Genomic DNA, 26,406 nt, shown 5'->3' with positions numbered 1-26,406 from the left:
TAATTGTGTAGGTAAAAAGGGAAAAACTGTGGTCTGGCGGTTCTTGAAGCCGTTAAAATAAAAGGAAACTACTTGACAATGAGCTTTCTGGTGGCCACTTTGTTGTTCTCAAAAACCCTGAGGATATACACTCCTTTGTCCAAATGGGAAAGATTGAGTTCCTTGCCCAGAAGGGTGGTCTCAATGACCTGGGTGCCCAAAACGTCAAAAACGAGGATTTTTTTGGGGGAATTCAGCTTGGTCTCGATATAGACCTTACCTTGCGTAACAGGGTTGGGATACAGCTTGAAACCTTCAATATCCGCACTTCCCTGGGCATTTTCTTGTGAAAATCCAAGGGCACAGACAAAAAGAAGGGCAACAAGGTAAAAGTGTTTCATAAATCTATTTACGGCAAAGGCTGTGCCACAAATATATAAAAAATGCAATGCGATTGGATAACCGTTTGATGAATAAGAGGTTACTTTTCGATAAAATGCAAAAAGCCCCACAATTTGTGGGGCTTTCAAAAGTATAAAGTTGAAAATTTTAAAAATTGATGCTGTAACCCAATGAGAAAGCTACACCAGGATTCCTGAACGAAAAATTTTGTTTGGCCGCGCCAAAAGACTCGTACAAACTTTCACGATCATCGTTGAGAATGTTATCCACTTTCAAAGTTATTTTGGAACGTTGCTCTTGTCCCAGTGTCTTTGAAAAATTGAAGTTCAAACTGTTGAAAGGTTGTGTGAACACATCTGGGTTTTGTCCAAAACCGACCACTTCCAACGTTTTTCCCTGAACATTGTAAAAGATTCCTGTCTCCAAACCTGTTTCCCTGTTGTTGTAGTTCAACCCGGCGTTTATCAAGAATGGGGACTGGCCTTGCAGTTGACGGTTGTCATCTATGGTCTCCCCGTCCCTGGCAAAAATCTGCCTGGATTCGTATTCTTGGTTCTCGCCACGGGCCATATCGATCTGAGAATCAATGATGGACAGGTTCAGGTTCATACTAAGGTCTTGCAATCCTTCGGAAATGAACCCAAAATTCTTGCGCGCTTCCAATTCCACACCAAAAACATTCGCAGAAGGTGCGTTCCGTGGTGTAAACTGGTTCGGAGCGGTAATGTCATAAGCAACGATCTCAATGGGATCGGTGAACTTTTTATAAAAACTACTGATGGCGAACATTTGCGCACTGTTGCCAAAAACTTCAAACCTAAAGTCAAAATTGTCAATGTAGGTGGGTTTTAGGTCTAGGTTCCCCAAGAAAAGGATTCCCGTCAAAAGGTCTGGAATCTGTACCACGGAAAGTTCCTTGAAACTTGGCCGCGCAGTGGTCCGTGAATAGGATAGCCTAAAGTTCACATCTTCCTTAAATTCATAGATTAAATTGGCAGATGGGAAGAAATCCAGTTCGTCTATGGTCTTTTCATTGTCATAAACTTCAGTTCCTGTATTGTTCTGTCCAGTAAAATAAGTGGTAAACTGCTCAGCCCTCAACCCAAGAATCGCTCTGAACTTATCCGCAAACTTGAACTCATTGGAAAGATAGAAAGCCATGGTGTTCTGCTCGGAATCAAACGTGTTCGCTGGTTGGAAATTACCTCTTATATAAGCGCCCGAATTGTTTTCCACGGTCCAGATATTCTCGTCGGCCAAAATGGCATTGGGTTCGCCATTGAGGCTTGCCGTACTGAAGTTGAAAAAGGCGATATTATAGTTATAGATGCTATAATCCCTTTGTTTGTAGCTGTATAGCCCACCGAATTTAAGCATGGACTTGTTGCCAAAAAGTTCGTAGCTTTTGGAAAAATCGATCTTTCCCACGGCGTTGACCTCATCGAGTTCCCTCCATAAACGTATGGGGAAACCGGCATCGGAACTGATGGTATAGCCATCTGGGTTGACAATGAAGGTAGTGAGCCTCACATCCTTGTCATGAACACTGGTCAAGGTAGGGGAAAGGCTCCATTCCGTCACAAAAGAAGCATCCTCGGAGGTATGTTTACCGGATAGGAGCACGTTTGATACCGAACGCTCGGAATACTCCAAGTTGTCTTTTACCACATCTATGGCATTGGATATTTCTGTTCTTTGGTCAAAAAGGGCTGCCTTGGACTCTCCGTTTTGGATGTGCAATAGGTTCAATCGATACTTGGATTTTCCAGTTTTGTATGAAAGTCCGGCCAAAGCGGATGCCAATACGTTGTTGGAACCTATATCGCCTCGCTGTCTCCTATCAAATCGCAGTTCATAAATATCGCTCTCCGGATTTTTTTGGTAGATCCCGTTTTCAAAACCATCGTAGAAGGTAGTGGTGTTCTTATAATCCAAAGAAGCAATGAAACCTAAGGTATTGTTCCCGACATTGAATTGGTTCCCATAGCTGAAACCTAGACTGAAATCGGGCTTGGAAGTTTGTTGTTCGGTCGCCATGGTCTTGTCAAAAGAGCGGGTTATGCCCTCAAGGCTACCGTTGTTCCGTGAATCAGAAGGGCTTGGCACATCAGTGTTGGGAGATATGGGCAATTCCCTTGTGCCATCATCAAAGCCCAGAAAATCTGTCCCTCCACCTTCATAACTTAAATAATTGTCTTGAAAGTGCATGCTGGGGTTATAACCCATGGAAACAGAAAAGGACATCTGTTTTTGGGAAGGAAAATCTTTTGTCACAATGTTTACCACTCCCCCAGTAAAGTCCGCTGGCAGCTCGGCCGCGGCGGATTTAAGCACGATTACATTTTCAAGAATGTTGGTAGGAAAAATGTCCATCTGTACCGTATTCTTATCGGGATCCAGACCAGGGATGTCCATACCGTTCAATATGGATTTGGTATATCTGTCCCCCAAACCTCTCACATAGACGTATTTGCCTTCCTGGACCGATACACCGGGCACTCGCTTTATGGCCGATGCAATATTGCTGGCCCCAGTGGTATTTATGGCTTCCAATGAAAGTCCGTCCATAAGGGTCACAGAATTTTTTTGAAGGTTCAATACAGAGGCTTCCGTATTTTTTCTGACGGTCGTGGTGAGCACCACTTCGTCCAACTGTGCTGATGCAGGCTGTAGGGATACATTGACATCCACTGTCTTGCCTGCTTCCACCACCACATCGGTTATTTCTTGTGAAGTATAACCAAGAAAGGAAAAGGAAAGGGTATAGGTGCCCGGTTCCACATCCAGGGAATAGGCTCCTTCAAAATCGGAGGTGGTTCCTATGGTGGTCCCCTTTATCAAAATATTGGCAAAAGGCAATACCTCGTTAAATTCACCATCCATGAGTTTGCCTCTTATGGTCCCAGTTTGGGCAAAGCCGAAATGCACAAAGGTCAGGGCGGCTACCAAGAGAAATTTTTTCAGCATTATATCAAGTTTAAATAGCATTCAGTTTTTTAACAAAATTGTCCAAAGGCTTAAAAGTCAAGCCTTTGGACATTGTATTTTTTATTGTGATGTTGGCTTACAAAGCTCCTTCACCAGAGGCCAAAGTCCATGCAAAAACCGTAATGTCGGCACCAATGGTGGCATTTTCCGGAGCTACTATGGAAGTTAGATTATCTAGGAACTTGGCTTCGTCGCCTGGAGTAAAGGCACCAGCGAAAATGTCTGCTGCGACCACACCTTCGGGCAGCACGATCTCCCAGTTGGAGAAAGTGATACGGTCATTTGTAAGTTCTGTTGCAGAATCGGCACCGTTAATGTTCACAGTGGCGTCTGTTCCAAAACCATAGGCGAAGACGTTGTTCAGGTTGGCAATAAGACCATCCCTAAGGTCGGCGTACATGCTGGACGTACCTGCACCTATAAGGGTGATGTTCTCCAATGTGTAACCTCCTTCAGTAGCGACACTTCCTTCAGGACCATCTAGTTCAAGACCTGTACCGGACTCGGTGGACATTATTACTACACCATTGGTCAAAGAACCGGTCCAAGCTTGGTCGGCATCAAAACCATCGTCCCCTTGGGACCATACCAAAGCATTGGTCACGTTCACAGATCCACCGAACCATTCGATTCCGTCATCCTGGTTGGCAACGACCTCAATATGGTCAACAGTTGTACCTGAACCGACACCACCAAGTGTCAATCCGTTGATTTCGTTATCTGCTGCGATGGCAACCCCACCGTGACGGATGGAGATGTATTTCAATGATCCGGAATTGTCAGCTGGATCGGTACCACCGTACTGTCCGTAGTCTTCATCAGCAGGAAGTCCCTCGATCTGTGCGGTCTCCACGTCCCCGTTCACGGAGATGGGAGCTTTTCCAAGGATGATGACACCTCCCCAAAGACCTGTGTCGGAAGTGGTAAGGGTACCTGTTGTCTGTCCCTGCTCTATACCGTCAAGTACAGAGGTAAAGATGATAGGGCTATCTGCAGTTCCTTCAGCAATCAATGTACCACCTTGGTCCACCACAAGAGCAGAGGCAAGGGTCTCCTGTCCTTCCTCTCCTTTGATGATGGTGCCGGCCTCGATGGTCAGTGTAACGCCGTCACCGACGATAACCTTTCCATCCAAGACATAAATGTTGTCTGCAGTCCAAGTCTCATCAACAGTTAGGAATCCTGTTTTGGTGATGGTGGTTCCTAGCGGTTCTGCTGGAATGGCACTTTCAGAAGCAGCCAAAGTCCATCCAAATACATCGATATTGGCACCTACGCTTCCAGTTCCTACTGCAGTTGCGTTATCCAAGAATTTACTTTCGTCACCAGGAGTGAAGTCTCCAGCAAAAATATCTGCTATAACTAGGCCTTCAGGCAATACAATTTCCCAGTTGGAGAAAGTGATGCGGTCGTTGGTAAGTTCTGTTGCAGAATCGGCACCGTTAATGTTCACAGTGGCCTCAGCTCCAAAATCGTACGCAAATATGTTGTTCAGGTTGGCGATCAATCCATCCCTAAGATCGGCGTACATACTGGACGTACCCGCACCTATAAGGGTGATGTTCTCCATGGTGTACCCGCCCTCGGTAGCTGCACTGCCCTCGGGACCGTCGAGTTCCAATGCGGAACCTGACTCGGTGGACATGACTACCACACCGTTGGAAAGCGTTCCCGTCCAAGCTTGGTCGGCATCAAAACCATCGTCCCCTTGGGACCATACCAAGGCATTGGTCACGTTCACAGATCCACCGAACCATTCGATACCGTCATCCTGGTTGGCAACGACCTCGATGTGGTCAATAGTTGTGCCTGAACCGACACCACCAAGAGTAAGTCCGTTGATCTCGTTGTCCGCTGCGATGGCGACACCACCATGACGGATGGAGATGTATTTCAATGAACCGGAATTGTCGGCTGGATCGGTGCCACCATACTGTCCGTAGTCCTCATCGGCGGGAAGTCCCTCGATTTGAGCGGTCTCCACGTCCCCGTTCACAGAGATGGGGGCCTTGCCTAGGATGATCACACCTCCCCAAAGACCTGTGTCGGAAGTGGTAAGGGTACCTGTTGTCTGTCCCTGCTCTATACCATCAAGTACAGAGGTAAAGATGATAGGACTGCTAGGCGTCCCTTCAGCGATCAATGTACCGCCTTGGTCCACCACAAGGGCAGATGCCAGGGTCTCCTGCCCTTCCTCACCTTTGATGATGGTACCAGCCTCGATGGTCAGGGTGACGCCGTCACCGACGACGACCTTCCCGTCAAGAATATAGATGTTCTCCGATTCCCAAGTCTCATCTGCGGTTATAATACCTGTCTTGGTAATCTCTTCACCAGATGGGTCTGGATCATCATCTGTTGGGGTTGTGCCATTGTCATCGCCGCTACAAGAGCTAATGAACAAGGAGGCAATGGCCAATAAAGAAAAAAGAAATTTTTTCATGATCTATTTGTTTTTCGTTTAATTAGTAAGGTGTTAGACCTTTAGTTCAACACGGCAAAGAACGCCACAGGCTGTAAAAGCGATGTTAGCTGTGTGTTAAGTGTTCTTTGGCTTATCGTTACAATAAGGTTATGGGATTAAATGAACGTTAAGCATTTATGCCGTTATAGTATTATCTTTACATTTGGGCGTTTAACATAGAAATACCATCCCATGAAAACGAAGGACATTAAGATTCTACTTGTTGACGATGAACCTGATATTCTGGAAATTGTGAGCTACAACCTAGCCTCTGAAGGCTACGAGGTCTTTACCGCCAAAAACGGTGTGGAGGGCGTGGCCAAAGCCAAGAAGAAGGCTCCCCATTTGATCATCATGGACGTGATGATGCCCGAAATGGACGGTATCGAAGCCTGTGAGGTGATACGCAATACACCAGGGCTCGAAAATACCATCATTACTTTCCTTACCGCACGTGGAGAGGATTATTCCCAAGTGGCCGGTTTTGATGCCGGGGCCGATGACTACATTACCAAACCCATAAAACCAAAGGTTTTGGTGAGCAAGGTAAAGGCATTGCTCAGGAGGTTGAAAGAGGACAAGAAGGAAGTGGAGGACATTGTCAAGGTAGGGGGCATTGTCATCAACAGGGAAGAATACAAGATCATCAACAATGGGGAAGAGATCGTACTGCCCAGAAAAGAGTTTGAACTTTTGTCCCTGTTGACCTCCAAACCCAACAAAGTTTTCAAGCGTGAAGTGATCCTCGACAAGGTCTGGGGCAACGAGGTCGTGGTCGGCGGGCGCACCATCGATGTGCATATCAGAAAACTTCGGGAGAAAATAGGTGATGATCACTTTAAAACCGTCAAGGGTGTAGGGTATAAGTTTGTTCTTTAATGGCCATCAAGCTAAAGAAGTCATATAAATTTGCTTTAAGGTCATCCCTTCTGATCACCATTTTTGTTTCTGCATTGTTCGTGGCCTTTCTTTTGGACAAGGGCCGATTGGATTGGCCGTATGCCATTTTGTTTGCCGTGATCTGCTTCATCGTTTGCTTTGTCGTTATCCAGATCAGGGTGGAACGGTTCATCTACAGGCGTATTAAAAAAATATATGATGATGTGTCCCTCCTGGAATCCACATCGTTTTCGTCCAAGCCCGTTACCACGGACATGAAAACCCTTACCGAAGAGATCGAAAAATTCGCCGAGGGCAAGAAGATAGAGATAGACACCTTAAAAATACGGGAGGAGTACCGAAGGGATTTTTTGGGGAACGTGTCCCATGAGCTCAAGACTCCCCTGTTCACCGTTCAAGGCTATATACTTACACTGCTGGATGGCGCCATGAACGACAAGAAACTGCGCCAAAAATATCTGCAAAGGGCCAGCAAAGGGGTAGAGCGTCTTATCTATATTGTCAAGGACTTGGATCTCATCACCAAATTGGAAGTTGGCGATCTGAAATTGGCGCGGGAGGATTTTGATGTCATCGAACTCATACAGAACACGTTTGACCTGCTGGAGATGAAGGCCGCCCAAAAACAGATAGCCCTTGTTTTTGATATGGAATACACCAATCCTGTGTATGTGAATGCGGACCGGGAGAAAATCCAACAGGTGATCAGTAACCTTTTGGTCAACTCCATCAAATATGGCCATGCGAACGGAACCACCGAGGTCAGTGTGGAAAACCTGATCAAGAACAAGGTCATCATCAGGGTAACGGACAATGGTGCAGGAATTCCCAAACAGCACATTCCACGACTTTTTGAACGTTTTTACCGTGTGGACCAGAGCGGCAGCCGTAGTGAAGGTGGTTCTGGATTGGGACTTTCCATTGTGAAGCACATCATTGAGGCCCACGGTGAAAAAATCTATGTGGAAAGTGAAGTGGGCGTAGGTTCCGAGTTTTCGTTCACCTTGGAAAAAACCGCAAAAAGGACCGAATAATCAATATTGGATTCAAATTGGGCAAGTCCCTTGAAATTTTCCATCCGTGACAATTCCGAAAGACGGAAAGCATCCTGCTCGCAGTAGGGCACCAGTTCCTGTTTTTCCAATCGCTTGGCCAAGTATTCCTGTTCGTACTGCCCTGGGGTGGGTATGAAAAACGCCTTTTTTTCCAGTTTGGCCAAATCCATGACCGTAGTGTATCCCGATCGACACAACACTTTGGCACTTTGGTTCAATGCTTCTTGAAGGGCATCGGATTTCATGAAATTGTATAGGCGGAGGTTTCCCTTGGCCAATTTTTGCTCTTCGAACGTTTGCTCATCTTCAATTTTTCCACGCACAAAAACAATGTTTCCCTCAAATCCTTGCAGTTCTTTCAACAGTTTTTCCTCCAAAAAGGTGCGCTGGGGCTCCGGGCCGGAAAGCAGCACCATGAGATCATGGGAAATAGGAATATCCAATTTTTCAAAACGGCTCAGCGGCCCCAAGTAAGCAATCTTCAGCTTGGATTTTTTCAAATGTCCCAATTTGCCCGTCAGGTTGGGCTTGCCCTCAACATCGGGGACCCAACAAGCATCAAATTTCTGTATGATCTTCTGGTGCGCCTTGGAACTCATCCAGGTAGTATTTCCGGAAAGCACGTTCAATTGGTGGGTGATGAACACACAGGGCACTTTTTTATAGAATGCCCCCAATCGGTTATCGGAAATGATCCCATCCAGCCCATGTTCCTTCACCAATCGCTTCACCTCTTTTTTTTCCTTGGCCATGGCCTTGATCACCTTCGGAGAGTCCCAGATCATCTTGATCTTGAAGTTTTTGCCCTTTTCCGCATAGGTGATCTTGTAGGAGGGCAGTTCAAACGAGGGCAATTCCGGGAATTCCTTCTGCAGCAATGACAGGGCGACCCCGTCCGAAGCAAGGTATGGCTGGTGGCCGTGCTCCAGCAAAGCCCGAACTATGGGAATGCACCTTGTGGCATGCCCAAGGCCCCAATTCAACGGGGCGACCAAAATCCGCTTGGAATTGAACATGAGTGCAAAAAAACAAAATGTAATTTGCTTGTGGATTTCCTTAGTTTTGCCAAATCATTAAATTTTTGGTCAATTCAGGACAAAAGTGGGAAGCAAGAACAAACTTAAGAGATTCAGGGAGAACGAGACATTTCCGAACGTGGTACAGCCAACGAGGGATGAGGTCCTGCAAGGATTCAGGTTCAAGGGGGATTGGGCCTCCTTTTTTGGGAACAACAATCCGATTGTCCTGGAACTCGGCTGCGGCAAGGGCGAATACACCATTGGTCTGGCCGAAAGGAACCCGGACAAGAACTATATCGGGGTCGATATCAAAGGCGCACGATTTTGGCGTGGGGCCAAGATCGCTGTGGAGAAACAATTGTCCAACGTGGCGTTCCTGCGTACCCAAATCGAATTGGTGGACCATCTTTTTGCCGAAAATGAAGTAGATGAGATCTGGATCACCTTCCCCGATCCGCAGATCAAGTACAAGCGCACCAAACATAGGCTCACCAATCCCGTTTTTTTGGAAAAATACAGAAACATCCTGAAGAAGGGGGGCACAATGAACCTGAAGACGGACAGCGAGTTCATGCACGGTTATACGCTTGGGCTGTTGCAAGGGCTGGGGTACGAGATTGCCTATGCCAACCACGATGTCTATAAAAACAGTGGAAGCCCCGCAGAAGTTTTGGAAATCCAGACTTTCTATGAAAATCAGTATCTTGAGAAAGGAAAACCGATTACATATATCCAGTTTAAGTTAGGATCGCCCGACCAATGACCCATATCCTCATCCTTTTTTTTGCCACATTTTCGGCAGCCTTCATGGCTACCGTGCCGCCGGGATTGCTGAATATGAATGCGGCCAAGATCAGTGTGGAAAAAGGGAAAGTCAACGGGGTCATCTTTAGCCTTGGGGTGTCCTCCATGATCATGGTGCAGGCCTATATCGCGGTTTTCATCTCCAAATTTTTATATAGGAATCCCGAGGTCATCGACATTCTTCTTAAAATTGCCATTGCCATTTTTGCCTTTTTCGCGATTTATTTTTTTGTAGTGGCAAAGCGGAAGAAAACGCAGAAGATCAAAAAAGTGAACCTGAGCAAGAAGAACAGTTTTTTCAAGGGGATACTTTTGGCCGCCGTCAACCTGCTCACCATCCCTTATTACAGTGGACTCAATGCCATGTGGAACGAAGCCGGATGGATCAAGTTTGAGGCCAAGGACATTACCACCTTTGTGGTGGCGGCCGGGGCAGGGACGTTCTCCGTGCTCTATCTCTATACCTTCTATTTTGATAAATTGGAGACCAAGACCAACCGCTTTTCCAAAAACTCCAATTACATCCTGAGCGCACTTATGCTCTTGCTACTGGTGATCACCCTTATTCGGATTTTTTACCGTTGATATGGAAGAGGAAAATTTCTTTGACAAAGTATACGCGGTGGCAAGGGAAATTCCCTATGGGAAAGTTACTTCATATGGGGCCATCGCCAAATATCTTGGAGCGGCCCGTAGCGCCCGAATGGTGGGCTGGGCGATGAACAATTCATCGGCAAAGGAGGTGCCCGCGCACAGGGTGGTGAACCGTGTTGGGGTGCTTACTGGAAAACACCATTTTGGGGGCACCAATCTGATGCAACAACTCTTGGAAAATGAGGGCGTCAAGGTAAAGGACAACCAAATTGTGGATTTCCAAAAACATTTTTGGGACCCGGGGAAAGAGCTTTAAAATCCGGGAGGGTGCATTTCATCAAACTCCGTATTCTCTTGAAAGGCCTTTGCCAATAGTAAAATGCTGGTTTCATCATACAGATTGCCCACGAAGGTCATGCTGGTGGGATGGTTTTTTTTGTCCAGACCGGTAGGAATAGCGATCACGGGATGCCCCGTGAGGTTGGTGGCAAGCAATTGGTCGTTCCCGAACGAAGGTGAAATGAGCACATCGTAATTCTTCATCAATGCGTTCATTTCTTGCATCAATACCTGTCTTTGCCGATTGGCCTGTAGGTATTCCACCGCCGGGATAAAACGGCTTTGCCGCAAGGAATTGGCCCGTGAACGCTGGTCCTGTTCCACCATCTCGTCCACTTTCCCTGAACGCACCAATGCATCAAAAAAGGCTCCTGCCTCTGCCCTGAGGATGATGTCAAACCCACGATAGGGTACGGCTTCGGGCAATTTCACGGCCGTAGGCGCTATCCCCATTTCCCTTAAGGTTTCAAGGGCCTTTCGCAAGTTGTCACCACTTTCCGTGGTATCTTTTTCAATATCTTCTTTGAGATAGGCTACCTTCAAGCTGGTGATGTCTTTTTTCCAATCGATTCCAAAAGGAAGATCGATGGTGGTCAAATCTTTTTCGTCTTTCCCTTGAATGGCCGCAAACACAATGGCACAATCCTCCGCGTTACGCCCCAATGGCCCAACCTTGTCCATGGACCAACTCAAGCTCATCACCCCGTGTCGGCTCACCCTTCCATAAGTAGGGCGCAGTCCAGTGACCCCATTTCTGCTGCTCGGCGATGTGATGGAACCCAAGGTTTCGGTCCCAAGGGCAAAGGGTACCAGTCCCGCCGAAGTGGCCGATCCCGATCCAGCCGATGATCCACTGGCTCCTTGGGTGGTGTCCCACGGATTTTTGGTCTTGCCGCCAAACCATACATCGCCCCGGGCCAAGGCCCCCGAAACCAGCTTCGCGACCAGAATGGCCCCTGCTTCTTCAAGGCGTTTGATTACTGTGGCGGTTTCATCGATTTCTTGGTCTTTGTAGGGAGCGGCGCCCCAAGTGGTCGGATATCCGGCAACGGACATCAAATCTTTGGTGCCATAGGGAATGCCATGCAAAATGCCTCGATACCGTCCATTTTTTATCTCATCGTCGGCACGTTTGGCCTGCGCCAATGCCAGACTATCGGTAATAGTGATGCTGCATTGTAGCATGGGTTGATATTTTTTCAATCGGGCCAAGAAGAACTGGGTGAGCTCGGTGGAAGAGATTTTTTGATGTTTGATGAGGGATGCCAGCTGTGGAATGGTATAAAAGGCCAGCAGATCATAGGGTTGTGGAATTTCGACATGGTCGGGAATTTCCCAAGCCTGATGTTCCAATTGTTCGGGCATCTCAAAGCCAAATGGAATGGGATCAAAACGAACGGCGGGAAAGACATCATTTCCCAACGGATATTTTCGGAGTGAGTCGAACCCTTCCCGGTTCCTATGCAAATAAGGATACAAAGTATCGCGTGCCTCTTTCGAAAATTGGATGCCGATCAAGCGTTCGGATCTCTTGACATCCCTTTTGGTGAATTCTTGTTTTGAGGCACAGGAAATCATGAAGATCAAACCAAAAAAGCAAAGGAAAGGAGGAATTTTGAGGTGGGTTGGCATGTTCGGTCGGTTATGGTTGTATTCAATGACCTAATCTACATTTTTTTCAAAAAAAAGCGATGGATTGCAGCGTATTTCTACGGGGACAGAAGTATTATTTCCAGGTTTGGAGCCGTGGAAAATGCCCAAAAGCACACTAAAATGGGACCAATCCTCACAATATAGAGGCAAGTTGTTCTACCATATTGAAATTCAATGGACCAACTTCTAAATCTAAGCACAACACCGTATCTTTGTAATTTAGAATCAGTACAAACGACTGCATATAAAATTCGGACAATGAAGTTGAAAAAAGCAGATATTCTCAAGGCATTGGAAAAAATTTCTGCGCCTGGAGATGGTCAAAATATAGTGGAGAGCGGTGCAATCACGAACATTCAAGTGTTTGGTGATGAGGTGGAAGTGGATGTCACGATAAAGAATCCAAGTCTTCAGGCCAAAAAGAAGACCGAGGTGGAAATCTTGAAATGCATCCACAGAGAGGTCTATGAAAAGGCCAAGATCAAGGTCAACCTAAAGGTTGATGCCCCCGCCACACCCAAGGTCAACCAAATCAAGGGGAACCCCATTCCAGGCATACAGAACATCGTGGCCGTGGCCTCGGGAAAAGGGGGTGTAGGAAAATCGACCATTACCGCCAATTTAGCCGTTACCTTGGCCAAGATGGGCTTCAAGGTGGGGCTTTTGGACACGGATATCTACGGACCTTCCATGCCCATTATGTTCGATGTGGCCAATGAGAAGCCCTTGTCCATCAATGTGGATGGCAAGGCAAAGATGAAGCCCATTGAAAACTATGGGGTGAAGCTCCTTTCTATCGGATTTTTCACCCAGCCCAACCAGGCCGTTATCTGGCGTGGGCCCATGGCCGCCAAGGCCCTCAACCAAATGATCTTTGATGCCCATTGGGGCGAATTGGATTTTTTGTTGCTGGATCTGCCCCCTGGAACCGGGGACATCCATTTGAGCATCATGCAGTCCTTGCCCGTAACAGGCGCCGTTGTGGTTAGCACCCCGCAGGAAATTGCCTTGGCCGATGCCCGAAAAGGCGTTGCCATGTTCCAGCAGGAAGCCATTAGCGTACCGGTTTTGGGTATAGTGGAAAACATGGCCTACTTTACCCCGGCCGAACTTCCTGATCATAAATACCATATCTTTGGACAAAACGGTGCCAAAAATCTGGCGGAAGACCTCGATGTGCCCTTTTTGGGAGAGATTCCGTTGGTGCAGGGCATCAGGGAAGCAGGTGATGTGGGAAGACCGGCGGCACTGCAGACAGCTACCCCGACCGAGGAAGCTTTTGAGGAACTGACTAGAAACGTGGTGCAGGAATTGGTGAGACGAAACACCAATCTCCCTCCCACCGAAGCGATAAAAATTACAACAATGGCCGGTTGTGCCGCCGTTAAAAAGAAATGAGCATGACATCAGAAGAAATAAAAAGCAATGTTGAAAAGGCCTTACAGGAAATACGTCCCTTTCTCCAAAGTGATGGGGGCGATATCACCTTAGTCTCGATAGACAATGACAATTCCGTAAAAGTCAGATTGGAGGGCAATTGCATAGGCTGTAGCGTCAACCAGATGACCCTGAAGAGCGGTGTGGAGATGACCATTAAGAAATATGCGCCCCAAATTGAGGAAGTCATCAATTTGAGCTAACTGATAAAAGTCATTCGCCTTTCCTTGGGCAAGCAGTAAGTTGCATGCCACAAAATCCATTGCACATGATCAAGACCGACATATTGATAATCGGAGCAGGGCCTACGGGTCTTTTTGCCGTTTTTGAAGCAGGCCTGCTCCAATTGAAATGCCACCTGATAGACGCATTGCCCCAAGCCGGTGGACAATGTTCCGAAATCTATCCGAAAAAGCCCATTTATGATATTCCGGGCTTCCCTGAAGTATTGGCGGGGGAGCTGGTGGACAATCTTATGGAGCAGATAAGACCCTTTCAGCCCGGTTTTACCCTGGGAGAACGGGCAGAGACCATTGAAAAATTGGACGATGGCACCTTTGTGGTCACCACCAACAAAGGGACCAAGCACCACGCCCCCGTAGTTGCCATCGCTGGTGGTCTGGGCAGTTTTGAACCCAGAAAACCTTTGTTGGACAACCTAGCCCAATATGAGGACAATGGTGTGGCCTATATGATCAAGGAACCTGAGGTGTATCGCAACAAAAAAGTATTGATTGCCGGGGGAGGAGATTCGGCCTTGGATTGGTCCATTTTCTTGGCCGATGTGGCAGAAGAAGTCACTTTGGTACACCGCAGGAACGAGTTCAGGGGAGCCTTGGACTCTGTGGAAAAAGTACAACACCTCAAGGATCAAGGAAAAATCAAACTGATGACCCCTTCCGAGGTCGTGTCCCTCCATGGCGAGGACACATTGGAAAAGGTCACCGTCAGGAATACCGATACCGATGAAGATAAGGAGATTGCAGTGGACCATTTTATCCCCTTGTTCGGCCTTTCGCCCAAATTGGGACCGATTGGCAATTGGGGGTTGGAAATCGAAAAAAACGCCATCAAGGTGGACAATGCGTTGGACTACCAGACCAATATTCCCGGCATCTATGCCATTGGGGATGTGAATACATATCCCGGAAAGTTGAAATTGATCCTTTGTGGATTCCACGAAGCAACATTGATGTGCCAAAGTGCATACCAGCGCATCCATCCCGATAAAAAGTATGTGATGAAATATACCACCGTCGGGGGCGTTACAGGCTTTGATGGCAGTAAAAAAGAAGCGCCGAAGGCAGTTATCAAGGCAATAGATTAAATATTTCGTAAAATTGTCCCCTAGACAGATTATGAGCGACATAAAATTAAAAATAACCGACCGTGATGGCGTTCTGCACGAGGTAGATGCCCCAACAGATATGAACATGAACCTGATGGAGGTGGTTCGATCCTACGAACTGGCCCCGGAGGGTACCATAGGAATCTGTGGGGGGATGGCCATGTGTGCCTCTTGCCAATGTTATGTGCTTTCGGACCATCAGCTCCCTGAAAAATCCGACGATGAGGACGCCATGTTGGCCGAAGCCTTCTTTGTAAAGGACAACAGTCGATTGGGCTGCCAACTGCACATTACCGAAGACCTCGACGGTCTGGAAGTGGAGCTGGCCCCTGCCGAGGATTGATCTAAGGAAGCCATCGATCAAATCCAAGAGCGGACAAAGCAACAAAATCCTATCTTTAGTCTTTCTTGCTGAACAAGTTTATGGGAAGGACATTACTTTTCTGTGCTTTGTTGTGGTTCTCAGGATTTTGCTGGGGACAGGACCAGTACCCACAATTGACCGAGATTGTTACGGACAATGCCAACATTTTCACTCCACAAGAACTACAAGACCTTCGGGCAAAACTGACCCAGTTTGAGGACGAGACCACCAACCAATTGGTGGTGCTGACCATTGATGATCTGGGTTACGAGACCATCGAGCAATATGCCAATGGCGTTTTCAACCAGAATAAATTGGGACAGGTGGGCAAGGACAATGGGATTCTCATCCTTTTTTCAAAAAATGATAGGGAAGTACGCATTGAGGTGGGCTATGGACTGGAATCCTACATCACGGATGCCGTGGCCTCACGCATCATCCGCAATATCATGATCCCCAATTTTAAGGAAGAAGCCTATTTTGCAGGGATAGATGGTGCCACGGGACAGATCATCGAGTTCCTCAAAAACCCCGAAGCCTTGGCCGAGTTCAACAGGGAAATTGAGGCGGAAGGCGAAATGCCTTGGTGGGGCTATCTGTTGTTCACCCTGTTCCTGTCCATTTTTATTGCTGCCGGGGTATTTGTTTTCTACAAGGGTTATTCGGGTCTAGTGGAAATGTTCCGGGGAATCATGGTGGGGAAACTGGGCCTTGTTCCTGGTTTGTTCATGATTTTCTCCGCACTGTTCATGATCGGGTTTGGGTTGGTCTTTATTTTGATGCCCCTGTTTTTTCTGAGTATGATCTATGGCTTCAATTTGGATTTTGAGGCCTTGGTCGAGGACATTGGCTGGGTTTATTATGTTTTTGGCGGCTTCTTTCTGCTGACAATCCTTTTGGCCGTGATGAAGATTTTGGTCAAGGGCAAGGAAGATTTCAAGCTTTCTTGGTTCAAATCGGATAAAACGTATGTGGGTAAGACCTTTTCGTCATCGGGCAGCCATTCGTTTGGGTCGAGTAGTTCCGGGGGAAGTTCCAGCAGTTTTTCCGGCGGAGGCGGCAGTTCTGGCGGCGGCGGCGCCAGCGGAAGTTGGTAGGGAAGGAGAATTCCCGTATTTTCATGGAGATAAAAACCAAACCACACTCCAAATGAGGACATTTCTTGTTGCCATTCTTTTCGTCTTTCTTTCATGTTCGGAAAAACCACGGACCGAAGTTGAAAAATGGGAGGCCCAAGCCGCGAACATCACTATCATTCGAGACGATTTTGGAGTGCCCCACATTTATGGAAAAACCGATGCAGATGCCGTTTTTGGATTGCTGTATGCCCAGTGCGAGGATGATTTTAACCGCGTGGAGCAAAATTATATCTGGGCCACGGGCCGATTGGCCGAAGTGGAAGGCGAAGAGGCTTTGTACAGTGATTTGCGGGCCAAACTTTTCATGACAGAGGAGGAGGCCAAGGCCAATTATGAAAAAAGCCCCGAATGGTTGAAGAAACTCTGCGATGCCTTTGCCGATGGCGTTAACTATTATCTCCACACCCATCCGGAAGTGAAACCCAAACTTTTGACGCGTTTCGAGCCTTGGATGCCCATGTATTTCAGCGAGGGATCTATTGGAGGTGACATTGAACGCATTTCCACCCGAAAGGTCCAAAGCTTTTACGAAAGTGGGATGGAAATCCCTGAGATGGAACTGTTCCAACAGAAAAAGGAAGAGGAAATGGCCGAACCCCAAGGCTCCAACGGTATTGCCATTTCAGGCGACTTGACCCAATCGGGGAATGCGATGTTGCTCATCAACCCACATACTTCTTTCTATTTTCGGGGCGAAGTGCACGTGGTGAGTGAGGAAGGTCTGAACGCCTACGGTGCCGTCACCTGGGGGCAGTTTTTTGTATATCAGGGATTCAATGAGAAAACAGGTTGGATGCATACATCGACCTATACCGATGTGATGGACGAGTTCAAGGAAACCATAGTGAAGAATGAGGGCAGACTTTTCTACAAGTATGGAGAGGAACTGCGCCCAGTGGATTCCAGTCAAGTGACCTTAACATATAAAGATGGGGACAGTTTGAAGGAGAAGACTTTTCCCGTGTACCGCACCCATCACGGCCCGATCACCCACCAAGTGGGGGGGCAATGGACCGCATCGGCAATGATGTGGGAGCCGGTAAAGGCTTTGGAGCAATCCTATATCCGTACCAAACAGGATGGGTATGATGGTTTTCGAAAAATGATGGACATCCGAACCAATTCATCGAACAACACGGTTTATGCCGATGCTGAGGGCAACATCGCCTATTTCCATGGAAACTTCATCCCGAAACGCGATACCATTTATGATTACAGGGAGCCTGTGGATGGCAGTGATCCCAAGACCGATTGGCAAGGACTTCACACGGTGGACGAGAACATTCTGGTGCTCAATCCCAAAAATGGATGGATACAGAACTGCAATTCGACCCCATACACTTCGGCCTTGGAATACAGCCCGAAGAAAGAGGATTACCCCAACTACATGTCCAGGGATGAAGAAAATTTTAGGGGCGTCCATGCCATTGGATTGTTGACAGAGCGTAGCGGTTATACCTTGGACAGCCTCATCCAATTGGCCCACGACCCTTATTTGCCCGCTTTTGAAGCGTTGATTCCTGGTCTGGTACGTGCGTATGATGCCCAACCAAGACCGGAACTGAAGGAGGCAGTGGAGGTTATGCGAAATTGGGACTTTGCCACTTCCAAGGAATCTGTGGCGATGACCTTGGCCCATTATTATGGAACGATGAGCTATTCCAAAGCAGTGCGGCCTGAAGGTCTTTCAGGTATGGAACTTGTGGAATATTGGGGCTCCGCTTCCCCAAATTTGGAAAAATTAGACCTGTTTCAAGAAACCTTAGATCGGTTGACAAATGACTTTGGCACTTGGAAAATGCCTTGGGGCGAAGTGAACCGTTACCAACGGCTGAACGGGGACATCCGTCAACCTTTTGACGATGCCAAGCCCAGTATTCCCATCGGTTTTGCCAGTGGTATGTGGGGGGCGTTGGCGGCCTATGGTGCACGGTACGACAACGGTACCAAAAAGATATATGGAACCCGCGGCAACAGTTTTGTGGCTGTGGTGGAATTCGGGGATAAGGTCAGGGCCAAGACGATACTTGCCGGAGGACAGAGTGGAGACCCTGATTCACCCCATTTCGATGATCAGGCACAACGCTATGCCGATATCGAATTTAAAGATGCGGCATATTATAAGGAAGATGTTTTGGAACGGGCCAAGCGGACGTACAGGCCTGGACAGTGATCATTCGTCTTCTTTGACAATGATCAAACTGGCTTTGGAACCGGTGGAAAGGTTCCATCGGTTGTTGTGGATGACCTCACCCTTGTCATCGGTCACTACCACTTGGGCCGTGTTCGGTCCGGATGATCCTTGGTTCAAGGCTTCGAACTCAACGCGGTTGAATCCTGGGGCCAAATCAAGATTGATGCCCTTGAACGAGCCAGATAACAACAGGTTGTACTCCACAACTTCTCCGTTCACATAGATTTTGATGCGGTCGCCATCCACATACTCGTGGTCCCTTGCCACGATGCCCACAAACTTGGCATTGGTCTTGAAATCACCCAGATATTGGTCGCCAAAATGCTCATTGCTTCCTTTTTCCTTTTTTTCCACAACCTTGGGGTCGATGACCATGTCGTGCCCTGCCTGGAGCAGTTCCCGATCGGGGAGCATTTGGATGCCAGGTTTTTCATTTTTGGAAGTAAGGTTCTCGTCCAAAACAGAAGGCATTCGGAGCGATGTCCCTTGATTGCTGGCCTTGATGTCGAGGTCGTTCTTCTCGCCAATTTTCAACGGACGCGTAGTGGGCAGATCACCCTGCGCGAACAAGGGAGCTGAGGAGAGTAGCATTCCCAGTAGAACAAAAAATAGCTTCTTCATGGCAAGATAGAACAATTTGGCACAAATAAAAGTAACAAATACCTTGCCATGAAGATGATAAATTGAAGTTAAATCGTTAACCTGCAATCTTTTTGCCCTTTTCTTTTTTTAACCCGAACAAGGGATGCAGCCAAGGAATCCTTAAAATGACAAGATCATAGATCAACCAACTGATGCCAAACGTGCCCACGATCAGCACGAATGCCTTTGGCAAAAGGCCCCAATCCAGATCCATGAGATAATAGGCAATGCCCACGGTCACGGTTTGGTGCAGGATATAGAAGGGATAGACGGCCCGGTTGGCATAGGCAAGACCCTTGCTGGGCCTATTCAGGTATTGGGAGGCGTAAGCGAACAACACCAAGATCCACGACCAAATGTTCACCACTTTCAACAGGGCTTCGGTAAAATGAATCACATAACCATCTTCAAAAAACAACCAGATGACCACTTGACCCGAAAAAGCCACTATGCCGATGACAAGTGCCTTGTGCTTCAAGTGGGTCAGACTTTCCCAGAATACGTTTCCGGTCGCGATCAGGACAAATCCATAGAAAAATAGGATGATATTGAAAATGATGGTGAACCAATCATCGATCAGGGCATGGGTCACTGGAAAAAAAGGCTCCACCAAGGCTTCTACAAAATAAAGTGGTATAACAAACAAATAGATTCTCAAGGGTTTCTGGAGCAGTCTTTTGACCCCATCGATGAACGTGGTGCTATGATTTCTCAAGTAAATAAATAGGGGCGAAAGCACCCAGGAGAACAATAAAAGGTAGGGCAAGAACCAGAGATGGTGCCAACTGAGGTTTCCTTCGGGATAGACCCCATCAAAAGCCATAGACGGATAATACTGAAGGTAGGAACCCGAAAAAGAGCCTTCCGCCAAGCGTTCAAAATAGACTTGGGGAGGGACAATGAGGAGCATACCCGCAACCAGAGGGATGCCCAGTCGGAGGAAACGTTCCCATGCAAATTTGCCCAAGGTCCTTTTGCCAAGGGCATAGTACGTGCCCATCCCGGAGATGGTGAAAAGTATGGGAAGCCTCCATTGGTTGAGGAACAGCATGGGCCAACGCAGCCAATCGTAGATTACATTGTTCTTCACATGCCAGCCCCAAGGGACAAAGAACATGCCCACGTGATAAAAAATGAGCAGCCCAAATACAATGACCCGTAACCAGTCCAGATCATAACGCCTAATTGTTTTTTCCATTTTGAAAAGTTTTGGCCAAAGATGGGGAGAGCGGTTATAAATAGCATGTACTTGGGTCGTTGCAAATGTCCTGAATTACAATTTGGGAGAAATTAGAGCGTTTTTTGCCCTTTTTTCTGCTTTACAAAGGCCGATGGCGATTGCCCCACATGTTTGTTGAAGGCACTGTAAAAAGCGGATTTGGACTTAAAACCTACCGTTTGTCCAATGGCCTCGACCGTTAGATGGGCAAAGTCATGGTCCACCAACCTACTTTTGGAAAGCACAATCCTTTTCTGGTTGATGTAGTCGTTAAAATTCATCCCTGTTTGTGAATTGATCAATCTGGACACGGTATTGGCATTGGTGCCCAGTTTTTCCGCCAGATTTTTCAGGGAGGCCTCTTGGTCCGAATAATAAGCGGTTTCGTTCAAGAATTGTTCGATGGATTCAAACTCGATGGAACTGCCTGCCAAGGTCTCATATTTGTCGGCAATCCATGATTTTTCGAAAAAGCGGGATTCCGAAAGAATGAAAAAAGAGGAAATGAATACCGTTAGTGTATGGGCCATACCAATATAATGGTCGCCGCCATCGTCATCAAAATTGAAAAAGATAAAGAACAGGGTCAGTGATAGGATCAAGGCAATCATCACCGTATTCTGCGAAAAAAGATACTTGTCCAGTTTGATGTTCTTGGCGGACATCCACCTGTTCTTTTTCGATTTCAGGACCAAATGGATAGAGCATATCAAGTATAAGGTACAACTCAATAGGACCAGCCACCTAAAACGGTCCTTTGTGATGTTGTACGAATAGTTCACCCCATCCGGAATGTCCAAAAACCCAAGGTTTTGGTAATAGGCCCCCATATAGGCATTGACTTTAACCTCTATGGGACTTAAGTAATAATAGGTCTGTGAGAGGGCATAGGCCAAGGGCAATAAAAAATGGAGCCAATGTTTTTTGAAGGTGACGGGTTTCCTTTCAAGCAGGGCATAAAGAAAGAAATACAGCGTGGGGAAGATAAGGAGTACCAAGGGCTCGGTGGAATCGTTCACCCACATTACGTTTTTTATAAGGCCCGTATAGCAGAGGTATAGGTCCAGGAACACGATAGATTGGACCAACAGCATCCACCCAAAAAATAGGATGGCGGACCTTCTTTTGGCCCTGATAAAAATGACCAAGGTCAGGAAAAGCCCTTGGACAATTCCAAGGAGCAGGATGTGGGACGCAAGGTTGTGGCGTATCGGGATCTGGTCAAGTAAGGCCTCGAGGCTGTTCATATCAAGGAGCTATATAGTCCGATAAATTTTCAGGTCCTTCCAACAGAACACGTACAATCTGTAGCGTACCGTCCGCTTTGGTGGCAATGTGCCATTTAATGAGGGAAATCTGACCGTTTTCAATCTCCAACCCTGTAATGCTCCGGGGGTGCACGCAGCTGCCATCATTGAAAAAGGGAATCTGTCCCGGTTCGGGGAACCGTGGTCGATGGGTATGGCCGGAAATAGTGAGCAGAAGGTTTTTTTTCAAGATCCAGCGTTTGATGCGCCTTTCGATACGGATGAGTTCCTTGTAGTTCTTCGCGGGGCTGGTGGGGTCCGCAATACCCACTACCTGGAGCGGTTTCCAAAGCACCCTTACCAAAAACCGACCGATGCGCCAGCACACGTAGTTCCACCAATCCGCTTGGTGGCCATGGGTGCAGAATATTTCTTGCCCCGTTTCCCGATGTTTGAGGATAAGGGCTTCATGATAGGTGATCCCTTCAAAAAGGGCCTTGTCAGACCCGTCAATGGGCTCAAAATAGTGGGAAAGGTGCTTTTTTACATAATTCTCATCCCGATAGACCATGTCGTGGTTGCCCCAAAGCATGTGCAACCGTTTTTCCAAATGGAACTGGCGTAGCAACTGGTACACATTTTTATGGGCCTCGATCAAGGCTTCAAAACTGATGTTTTCCCAAAGCTCGTCCCCGTCACCCAGTTCGCAATAGTGGAAACCTTCCCTATAATAATGGTTCAGGGCGTGGAAATAGATGTTCCTATTGTTCGCAAAATCATCCGCAAAACTGTTGTCCCCCCTGTGGCAATCACTGAAGAAGATGAACTTGGAAGTGTCGTCAAAAGGAATGGCCTTGGCATTATCATAGGCCCGGTCCAATCTTGTGGTGGATGACATGGAATAAATTTTACCAAATATCCTCAAAAATGGCAATTAATCCATAAAGAACGGCATTCAAGGAAATGCATTTTTTCTTTTTGTAACTTTATCGCCTCAACTTCGACTAACGCTTGTATGAAACAGGATCAAGGAATGGAAAGCCCTGTGATACAGTTGGTAAGTTTCAACAAATTGTTGGAGCATTACGATGAACAACTGAACAGTCCCAATGCGCACTTGGCCGAACGGGCCAAATATGTGTTGGACGCACAAGCCCCGTACCCCATATTGAGGGAAGGTTTCAGTGATCTTTCGCTTTTGGAAGAACACAAGGATGTGATCAAGATCATTCTGGAGGACACCTTTGCGCCCATACTCACCAACAATGAGATAAAGACGGCCACCACGGCCTTCGAGGATTTGGTGTTCAACTCTTCGGAGCGTTTTCAAAAATTGTTGAAAGAAGCAGGTGAGGGCTTTCAACCGCAGATCCACAACTTGCCCATGGAGTATAGCTACATCATGAAATGTAGTGTGATCCTCAAATTTCATTACGGATACAATCTCGACTTTAAGCGTCCCCTTTTCTATGACATTCCAGATGCCAACGGGGTAATGAACCGCTATCGCATCATGTACAATGCGGATTTTATGGAGATCCACCCCACCGAAAAGGCAAAGGAACTCACACAGGACGATGTGGATGAGCTTTTGGCGAGTTTTGACAACCTTGACCTGTGGAAGGAAAAAATCCCCCCGAACAGCTTTATTGCCAAAGGATTCATCATCTCCAATATGTTCGATGTGACCGCGGAGCATTCCATTTCGGAAATAAAATCCACCTTGATCGGGAGCAAGAAAAAGGATAACGAACCTTTCATGGATAGTTTTCAGAACACCTTCCGGTCTTTGTTCAGGTTGAAGGACATCAATGTAGGTTTTGCGGGATATGATTCCAATGCCAACAATTTTTTCAAGATCTATGGCAAGGGCATGGAGAGCTATATACTCAATGGGAAGGATCTTGAATCCTGCGATGTGATGCTCTGTGACAATTCCCATGGAAAATTGTTCAAGGAGGGCAAGTATTTTGCCATTTCCAATGTGGAAAAATACTTTGAGAAGTCTGCAGGGAGTGTACAGCCCTATAAAAACCTTATGGAACAAGGGATACGGAGTGCCATATTGGCCCCTATCTCTGTGAATGGCAATCTTTTGGGCGTATTGGAGCTCGTTTCGGGCAATGTGAATGAACTGAACAGCGTGAACGCCAATAAACTGGACGATGTGATGCCCTATATCATCTCGGCAGTGATGCGGACCATTGAAGAAGAGGAAAACCTGATCGATGCCGTGATCCAACATGAATGCACCACAGTGCATCCTTCGGTATATTGGAAGTTCCAAGAGGAGGCCAAGCGTTTCATGGCGGATGAACTGTCAGGCCACCAACCTGTTTTCAGGGAAATCGTCTTCAAGGACGTTTATCCGTTATATGGACAGATCGATATCAAGGATTCTTCCAAGGAAAGAAACCTGTCCATCCAAAGGGACCTGATGATCCAGCTTTCGGAGATCAACGAAATCCTGAAGGAGGCGATCAAGAAATATGGACTTCCCATTTATGAAGAGCTCATGTACCGGGTGGACAATTATCTGGAAGAGGTCAGGGAAGCCCTTTTTACCCATACCGAACAGGCCGTGTTCGATTTTGTGAAAGAAGAGATCGACCCCGTCTTCAAACACTTCAAGAAAGAGGACAAGCACCTCAAGGCACTCATTGGGGAATATGAGAAAAAGATAGATAGCACCACGGAGTCCTATTACGACCATCGTCGCAATTATGACGAAAGCGTGATGGAGGCCAACATGCAGTTGGCCGCCCATCTGGACAAAAAGCAAGAGGAGGCCCAGGCCATGTTTCCCCACTACTTTGAGCGTTACAAGACCGATGGGGTGGAGCACAACATGTACATTGGCAGTTCCATCGCAAGGGACCGCGTTTTTGACAAGTTGTATCTGAGCAACCTCAGGCTTTGGCAACTTCAGGTGATGTGCGAAATGGAGAACAAATACTACGCACTCAAATCCAAGTTGCCCGTGAAACTGGATGTGACCTCCCTTATTTTGGTGTACAGCACTTCCTTGGCCATACGTTTTCGCATGGACGAAAAACGTTTTGATGTGGATGGGACCTACAATGCGAGGTACGAGGTCATCAAAAAACGGATAGACAAGTCATACATCAAGGGTACCAATGAGCGTTTGACCCAAAAAGGCAAGCTTTCCATTGTCTATTCCCAGCGCAAGGACGAAAGGGAATATATGAGATACCTAGGCTTCTTGAAGGCCAAGGGCTATTTTACCAACAATATTGAGATTGTGGAGCTCGAAGGGCTCCAGGGCGTGACGGGTCTCAAGGCCATTCGGGCGGAGATACTCTACAAAAAGGACAAAAAATCCGAGCGCACCTACACCTATGACGATCTCATGGAAGAGTTGAAGTCATAGCCCTCAAAAGGTTATCCGATCGGGACCAAAAAAGCGAAAGGCAACGCCAAAAGCGATCACTGAGATGATCATGCCCACCATAAAAATGGTATAGGTGATCCGGAGAATCTTGTATTTTCTGTTCAGTACAAGTCCCAAATAATAAAGGTCTTTGGTGAGCGAGGAATATACATACTCCTTGTCCTTGATCAGTTCCTGCAATGCCCATTCATATTCCTTGAGTTCCATTTTATGGAAATTGCCGAAGAACAGCAGATTGACCCTTTTCTGTTCCACATCCTCCTTGGTGAACCTTCCACTGGTGATATTGGGCCTAGTGGCCAAAACGGACAATATCATGGAGGCCACGCTGAACAGGATCAGGACGAACGTAGGATAGATGAGGTAAGCGTTGGAAGGGCTGTCCAGTTTGGTGAGCAAATTGGCCAGGACCAAAGAGATGATGATGGCATTTACGGATAACAGGATGTTGGCCTTGGTGTCCGCAATGTCACTGAGTTTCAGGTGGTTTTTAAGGGTCACGCGGTAAAGCGTCTGTATGCTCCGATCTGGGCTTTCATTTTTGTACTTCGCCTTCAACGCCTCCTTCTTGGCGATGTTTTTTTCGGTTTTCTTTTCTTTGAGCAGCTGTTTTAAGTTCCGTTCCTTGCCTTCCTCCCAATTTTCTTTGGCATAGTCGGTGTAAAAACTGTGGTGGTTTCGGAACATCTGGATGTTCTTGTCCCTCCAGTCCTTTGAGGAAAAATCGGCAATGCCGAGCAGTTTGAGCTCCTCCTTCAAATAATCCGTGGTTTCCCAGTAACTGCTTTGCGCAAAGTGGGAAGTGTCTGCATCCTTGATGATCTCTTCCGATAAATTCTGCGGTTCATGCCCCATTTTCGTGGCCATGATGAGTTCGCATACTTGGGTTATGTCCGCGGCATCATATCCATTTTCCTCCAGAAAGGAAGTGGCCATTTTGCAGCCCGCCTCTTCATGGTTTTCCCTGTCTTCAACATAGCCGATATCATGGAGCCAAGCGGCCAATAATATCCTCTCATTTTCATCCTCGCCCAAACGATAGAAGTTGAGCAATTCTTTAGTACTTTTAACAACACGTTGGGTATGTCGAAGGTTGTGGTATAAAAACCTGGGATCCAGTTTTTCCGTGAGAAGTTTTGATGCAAAGCGTTCAGTTTTTTCAACAATTTCCGACATAACCGTATGTTTCAATTATCCAAAGTACAAA

22 protein-coding genes are annotated in these 26,406 nt (G+C 47.0%); 12 read left to right on the top strand and 10 right to left on the bottom strand.

Annotated features, from left to right (window positions below; all coding sequences use genetic code 11):
- Window positions 1-68 precede the first annotated feature (68 nt).
- From SD450_RS05310 to SD450_RS05300, 3 genes are all read right to left on the bottom strand, one after another.
- Window positions 69-380, bottom strand: coding sequence for a T9SS type A sorting domain-containing protein (locus SD450_RS05310; RefSeq protein ID WP_318343600.1), 312 nt, complete (start codon window positions 378-380; stop codon window positions 69-71).
- Window positions 381-528: 148 nt separating this feature from the next.
- The gene (locus tag SD450_RS05305) at window positions 529-3,348 is read right to left on the bottom strand and encodes a TonB-dependent receptor (protein ID WP_318343599.1); all 2,820 of its coding nucleotides are present in this window, start codon (window positions 3,346-3,348) and stop codon (window positions 529-531) included.
- Between the two features lie 97 nt (window positions 3,349-3,445).
- Window positions 3,446-5,812 (bottom strand): autotransporter outer membrane beta-barrel domain-containing protein, encoded by a 2,367-nt coding sequence (locus SD450_RS05300; RefSeq protein WP_318343598.1) that lies wholly within the window; start codon window positions 5,810-5,812, stop codon window positions 3,446-3,448.
- A 213-nt stretch (window positions 5,813-6,025) separates the two neighbouring features.
- On the opposite strand from SD450_RS05300, the gene SD450_RS05295 reads away from it, so the two are divergent.
- Both SD450_RS05295 and SD450_RS05290 read left to right on the top strand, forming a co-directional pair.
- Window positions 6,026-6,712 carry a response regulator transcription factor gene (locus tag SD450_RS05295; protein ID WP_318343597.1) on the top strand — a complete coding sequence of 229 codons (687 nt, stop codon included), beginning with the start codon at window positions 6,026-6,028 and terminating at the stop codon, window positions 6,710-6,712.
- Window positions 6,712-7,767 (top strand): sensor histidine kinase, encoded by a 1,056-nt coding sequence (locus tag SD450_RS05290; protein ID WP_318343596.1) that lies wholly within the window; start codon window positions 6,712-6,714, stop codon window positions 7,765-7,767. Before SD450_RS05295 ends, SD450_RS05290 begins: the two co-directional genes overlap by 1 nt.
- Here the strand turns inward: SD450_RS05290 and SD450_RS05285 are convergent.
- The gene (locus SD450_RS05285; protein WP_318343595.1) at window positions 7,692-8,804 is read right to left on the bottom strand and encodes a glycosyltransferase; all 1,113 of its coding nucleotides are present in this window, start codon (window positions 8,802-8,804) and stop codon (window positions 7,692-7,694) included. The genes SD450_RS05290 and SD450_RS05285 overlap by 76 nt on opposite strands.
- An 85-nt stretch (window positions 8,805-8,889) precedes the next feature.
- Between SD450_RS05285 and trmB the strand changes: the two genes are divergently transcribed.
- From trmB to SD450_RS05270, 3 genes are read left to right on the top strand one after another with little or no spacing between them, the layout of a single operon-like run.
- Entirely contained in the window at window positions 8,890-9,570 is a 681-nt protein-coding gene (trmB, locus tag SD450_RS05280) for a tRNA (guanosine(46)-N7)-methyltransferase TrmB (RefSeq protein ID WP_318343594.1), read from the top strand.
- A complete protein-coding gene (locus SD450_RS05275; protein WP_318343593.1) occupies window positions 9,567-10,196 on the top strand; it encodes a LysE family transporter in 630 nt (209 codons plus the stop codon). Before trmB ends, SD450_RS05275 begins: the two co-directional genes overlap by 4 nt.
- A 1-nt stretch (window position 10,197) precedes the next feature.
- Window positions 10,198-10,521 carry an MGMT family protein gene (locus SD450_RS05270; RefSeq protein ID WP_318343592.1) on the top strand — a complete coding sequence of 108 codons (324 nt, stop codon included), beginning with the start codon at window positions 10,198-10,200 and terminating at the stop codon, window positions 10,519-10,521.
- Here the strand turns inward: SD450_RS05270 and SD450_RS05265 are convergent.
- Window positions 10,518-12,176, bottom strand: coding sequence for an amidase (locus SD450_RS05265; protein WP_318343591.1), 1,659 nt, complete (start codon window positions 12,174-12,176; stop codon window positions 10,518-10,520). The two genes, SD450_RS05270 and SD450_RS05265, sit on opposite strands and share 4 nt — an antisense overlap.
- A gap of 279 nt (window positions 12,177-12,455) precedes the next feature.
- On the opposite strand from SD450_RS05265, the gene SD450_RS05260 reads away from it, so the two are divergent.
- From SD450_RS05260 to SD450_RS05235, 6 genes are all read left to right on the top strand, one after another.
- Window positions 12,456-13,595 carry an Mrp/NBP35 family ATP-binding protein gene (locus SD450_RS05260; RefSeq protein ID WP_318343590.1) on the top strand — a complete coding sequence of 380 codons (1,140 nt, stop codon included), beginning with the start codon at window positions 12,456-12,458 and terminating at the stop codon, window positions 13,593-13,595.
- Window positions 13,596-13,597: 2 nt separating this feature from the next.
- Window positions 13,598-13,837, top strand: a complete 240-nt coding sequence (locus tag SD450_RS05255; protein ID WP_108422822.1) for a NifU family protein — start codon at window positions 13,598-13,600, stop codon at window positions 13,835-13,837.
- 65 nt (window positions 13,838-13,902) lie between these two features.
- Complete coding sequence (locus tag SD450_RS05250; RefSeq protein WP_318343589.1) at window positions 13,903-14,961, top strand: NAD(P)/FAD-dependent oxidoreductase; 1,059 nt, start codon at window positions 13,903-13,905, stop codon at window positions 14,959-14,961.
- Between the two features lie 31 nt (window positions 14,962-14,992).
- The gene (locus SD450_RS05245) at window positions 14,993-15,325 is read left to right on the top strand and encodes a 2Fe-2S iron-sulfur cluster-binding family protein (protein ID WP_072875890.1); all 333 of its coding nucleotides are present in this window, start codon (window positions 14,993-14,995) and stop codon (window positions 15,323-15,325) included.
- Window positions 15,326-15,405: 80 nt separating this feature from the next.
- Window positions 15,406-16,443 (top strand): TPM domain-containing protein, encoded by a 1,038-nt coding sequence (locus SD450_RS05240; protein WP_318343588.1) that lies wholly within the window; start codon window positions 15,406-15,408, stop codon window positions 16,441-16,443.
- A gap of 52 nt (window positions 16,444-16,495) precedes the next feature.
- A complete protein-coding gene (locus SD450_RS05235; protein WP_318343587.1) occupies window positions 16,496-18,658 on the top strand; it encodes an acylase in 2,163 nt (720 codons plus the stop codon).
- Here SD450_RS05235 and SD450_RS05230 read toward each other — a convergent pair whose 3' ends face one another.
- The 4 genes from SD450_RS05230 to SD450_RS05215 all read right to left on the bottom strand — a co-directional run bounded on the left by SD450_RS05230 (window position 18,659) and on the right by SD450_RS05215 (window position 22,685).
- Window positions 18,659-19,300, bottom strand: a complete 642-nt coding sequence (locus SD450_RS05230) for a hypothetical protein (protein WP_318343586.1) — start codon at window positions 19,298-19,300, stop codon at window positions 18,659-18,661. It abuts the gene before it with no gap.
- A gap of 76 nt (window positions 19,301-19,376) precedes the next feature.
- Entirely contained in the window at window positions 19,377-20,519 is a 1,143-nt protein-coding gene (locus SD450_RS05225; protein ID WP_318343585.1) for an acyltransferase family protein, read from the bottom strand.
- Window positions 20,520-20,611: 92 nt separating this feature from the next.
- On the bottom strand, window positions 20,612-21,787 hold the full coding sequence (locus tag SD450_RS05220; RefSeq protein ID WP_318343584.1) for a helix-turn-helix domain-containing protein: 1,176 nt from the start codon (window positions 21,785-21,787) through the stop codon (window positions 20,612-20,614).
- Window position 21,788: 1 nt separating this feature from the next.
- Complete coding sequence (locus SD450_RS05215; RefSeq protein WP_318343583.1) at window positions 21,789-22,685, bottom strand: metallophosphoesterase; 897 nt, start codon at window positions 22,683-22,685, stop codon at window positions 21,789-21,791.
- 117 nt (window positions 22,686-22,802) lie between these two features.
- Here SD450_RS05215 and SD450_RS05210 point away from each other — a divergent pair, with 117 nt between their 5' ends.
- A complete protein-coding gene (locus SD450_RS05210) occupies window positions 22,803-25,178 on the top strand; it encodes a GAF domain-containing protein (RefSeq protein WP_318343582.1) in 2,376 nt (791 codons plus the stop codon).
- A 3-nt stretch (window positions 25,179-25,181) separates the two neighbouring features.
- Here SD450_RS05210 and SD450_RS05205 read toward each other — a convergent pair whose 3' ends face one another.
- Complete coding sequence (locus SD450_RS05205) at window positions 25,182-26,375, bottom strand: Pycsar system effector family protein (protein WP_318343581.1); 1,194 nt, start codon at window positions 26,373-26,375, stop codon at window positions 25,182-25,184.
- Window positions 26,376-26,406 lie beyond the last annotated feature (31 nt).

The organism is Flagellimonas baculiformis (assembly GCF_033441575.1).
In the GTDB taxonomy this organism is placed as follows: Bacteria; Bacteroidota; Bacteroidia; order Flavobacteriales; family Flavobacteriaceae; genus Flagellimonas; species Flagellimonas baculiformis.
This window is presented reverse-complemented; position numbering and strand designations above follow the sequence as displayed.

Coding starts and splice junctions, on each gene's coding strand:
- SD450_RS05265 (WP_318343591.1), bottom strand. CDS start 12,176: ATGCCAACCCACCTCAAAATTCCTCCTTTCCTTTGCTTTTTTGGTTTG.
- SD450_RS05310 (WP_318343600.1), bottom strand. CDS start 380: ATGAAACACTTTTACCTTGTTGCCCTTCTTTTTGTCTGTGCCCTTGGA.
- SD450_RS05225 (WP_318343585.1), bottom strand. CDS start 20,519: ATGGAAAAAACAATTAGGCGTTATGATCTGGACTGGTTACGGGTCATT.
- SD450_RS05255 (WP_108422822.1), top strand. CDS start 13,598: ATGACATCAGAAGAAATAAAAAGCAATGTTGAAAAGGCCTTACAGGAA.
- SD450_RS05245 (WP_072875890.1), top strand. CDS start 14,993: ATGAGCGACATAAAATTAAAAATAACCGACCGTGATGGCGTTCTGCAC.
- SD450_RS05305 (WP_318343599.1), bottom strand. CDS start 3,348: ATGCTGAAAAAATTTCTCTTGGTAGCCGCCCTGACCTTTGTGCATTTC.
- SD450_RS05240 (WP_318343588.1), top strand. CDS start 15,406: ATGGGAAGGACATTACTTTTCTGTGCTTTGTTGTGGTTCTCAGGATTT.
- SD450_RS05210 (WP_318343582.1), top strand. CDS start 22,803: ATGAAACAGGATCAAGGAATGGAAAGCCCTGTGATACAGTTGGTAAGT.
- SD450_RS05260 (WP_318343590.1), top strand. CDS start 12,456: ATGAAGTTGAAAAAAGCAGATATTCTCAAGGCATTGGAAAAAATTTCT.
- SD450_RS05290 (WP_318343596.1), top strand. CDS start 6,712: ATGGCCATCAAGCTAAAGAAGTCATATAAATTTGCTTTAAGGTCATCC.
- SD450_RS05220 (WP_318343584.1), bottom strand. CDS start 21,787: ATGAACAGCCTCGAGGCCTTACTTGACCAGATCCCGATACGCCACAAC.
- SD450_RS05230 (WP_318343586.1), bottom strand. CDS start 19,300: ATGAAGAAGCTATTTTTTGTTCTACTGGGAATGCTACTCTCCTCAGCT.
- SD450_RS05215 (WP_318343583.1), bottom strand. CDS start 22,685: ATGTCATCCACCACAAGATTGGACCGGGCCTATGATAATGCCAAGGCC.
- SD450_RS05270 (WP_318343592.1), top strand. CDS start 10,198: ATGGAAGAGGAAAATTTCTTTGACAAAGTATACGCGGTGGCAAGGGAA.
- SD450_RS05235 (WP_318343587.1), top strand. CDS start 16,496: ATGAGGACATTTCTTGTTGCCATTCTTTTCGTCTTTCTTTCATGTTCG.
- SD450_RS05295 (WP_318343597.1), top strand. CDS start 6,026: ATGAAAACGAAGGACATTAAGATTCTACTTGTTGACGATGAACCTGAT.
- SD450_RS05275 (WP_318343593.1), top strand. CDS start 9,567: ATGACCCATATCCTCATCCTTTTTTTTGCCACATTTTCGGCAGCCTTC.
- SD450_RS05300 (WP_318343598.1), bottom strand. CDS start 5,812: ATGAAAAAATTTCTTTTTTCTTTATTGGCCATTGCCTCCTTGTTCATT.
- SD450_RS05285 (WP_318343595.1), bottom strand. CDS start 8,804: ATGTTCAATTCCAAGCGGATTTTGGTCGCCCCGTTGAATTGGGGCCTT.
- SD450_RS05205 (WP_318343581.1), bottom strand. CDS start 26,375: ATGTCGGAAATTGTTGAAAAAACTGAACGCTTTGCATCAAAACTTCTC.
- SD450_RS05250 (WP_318343589.1), top strand. CDS start 13,903: ATGATCAAGACCGACATATTGATAATCGGAGCAGGGCCTACGGGTCTT.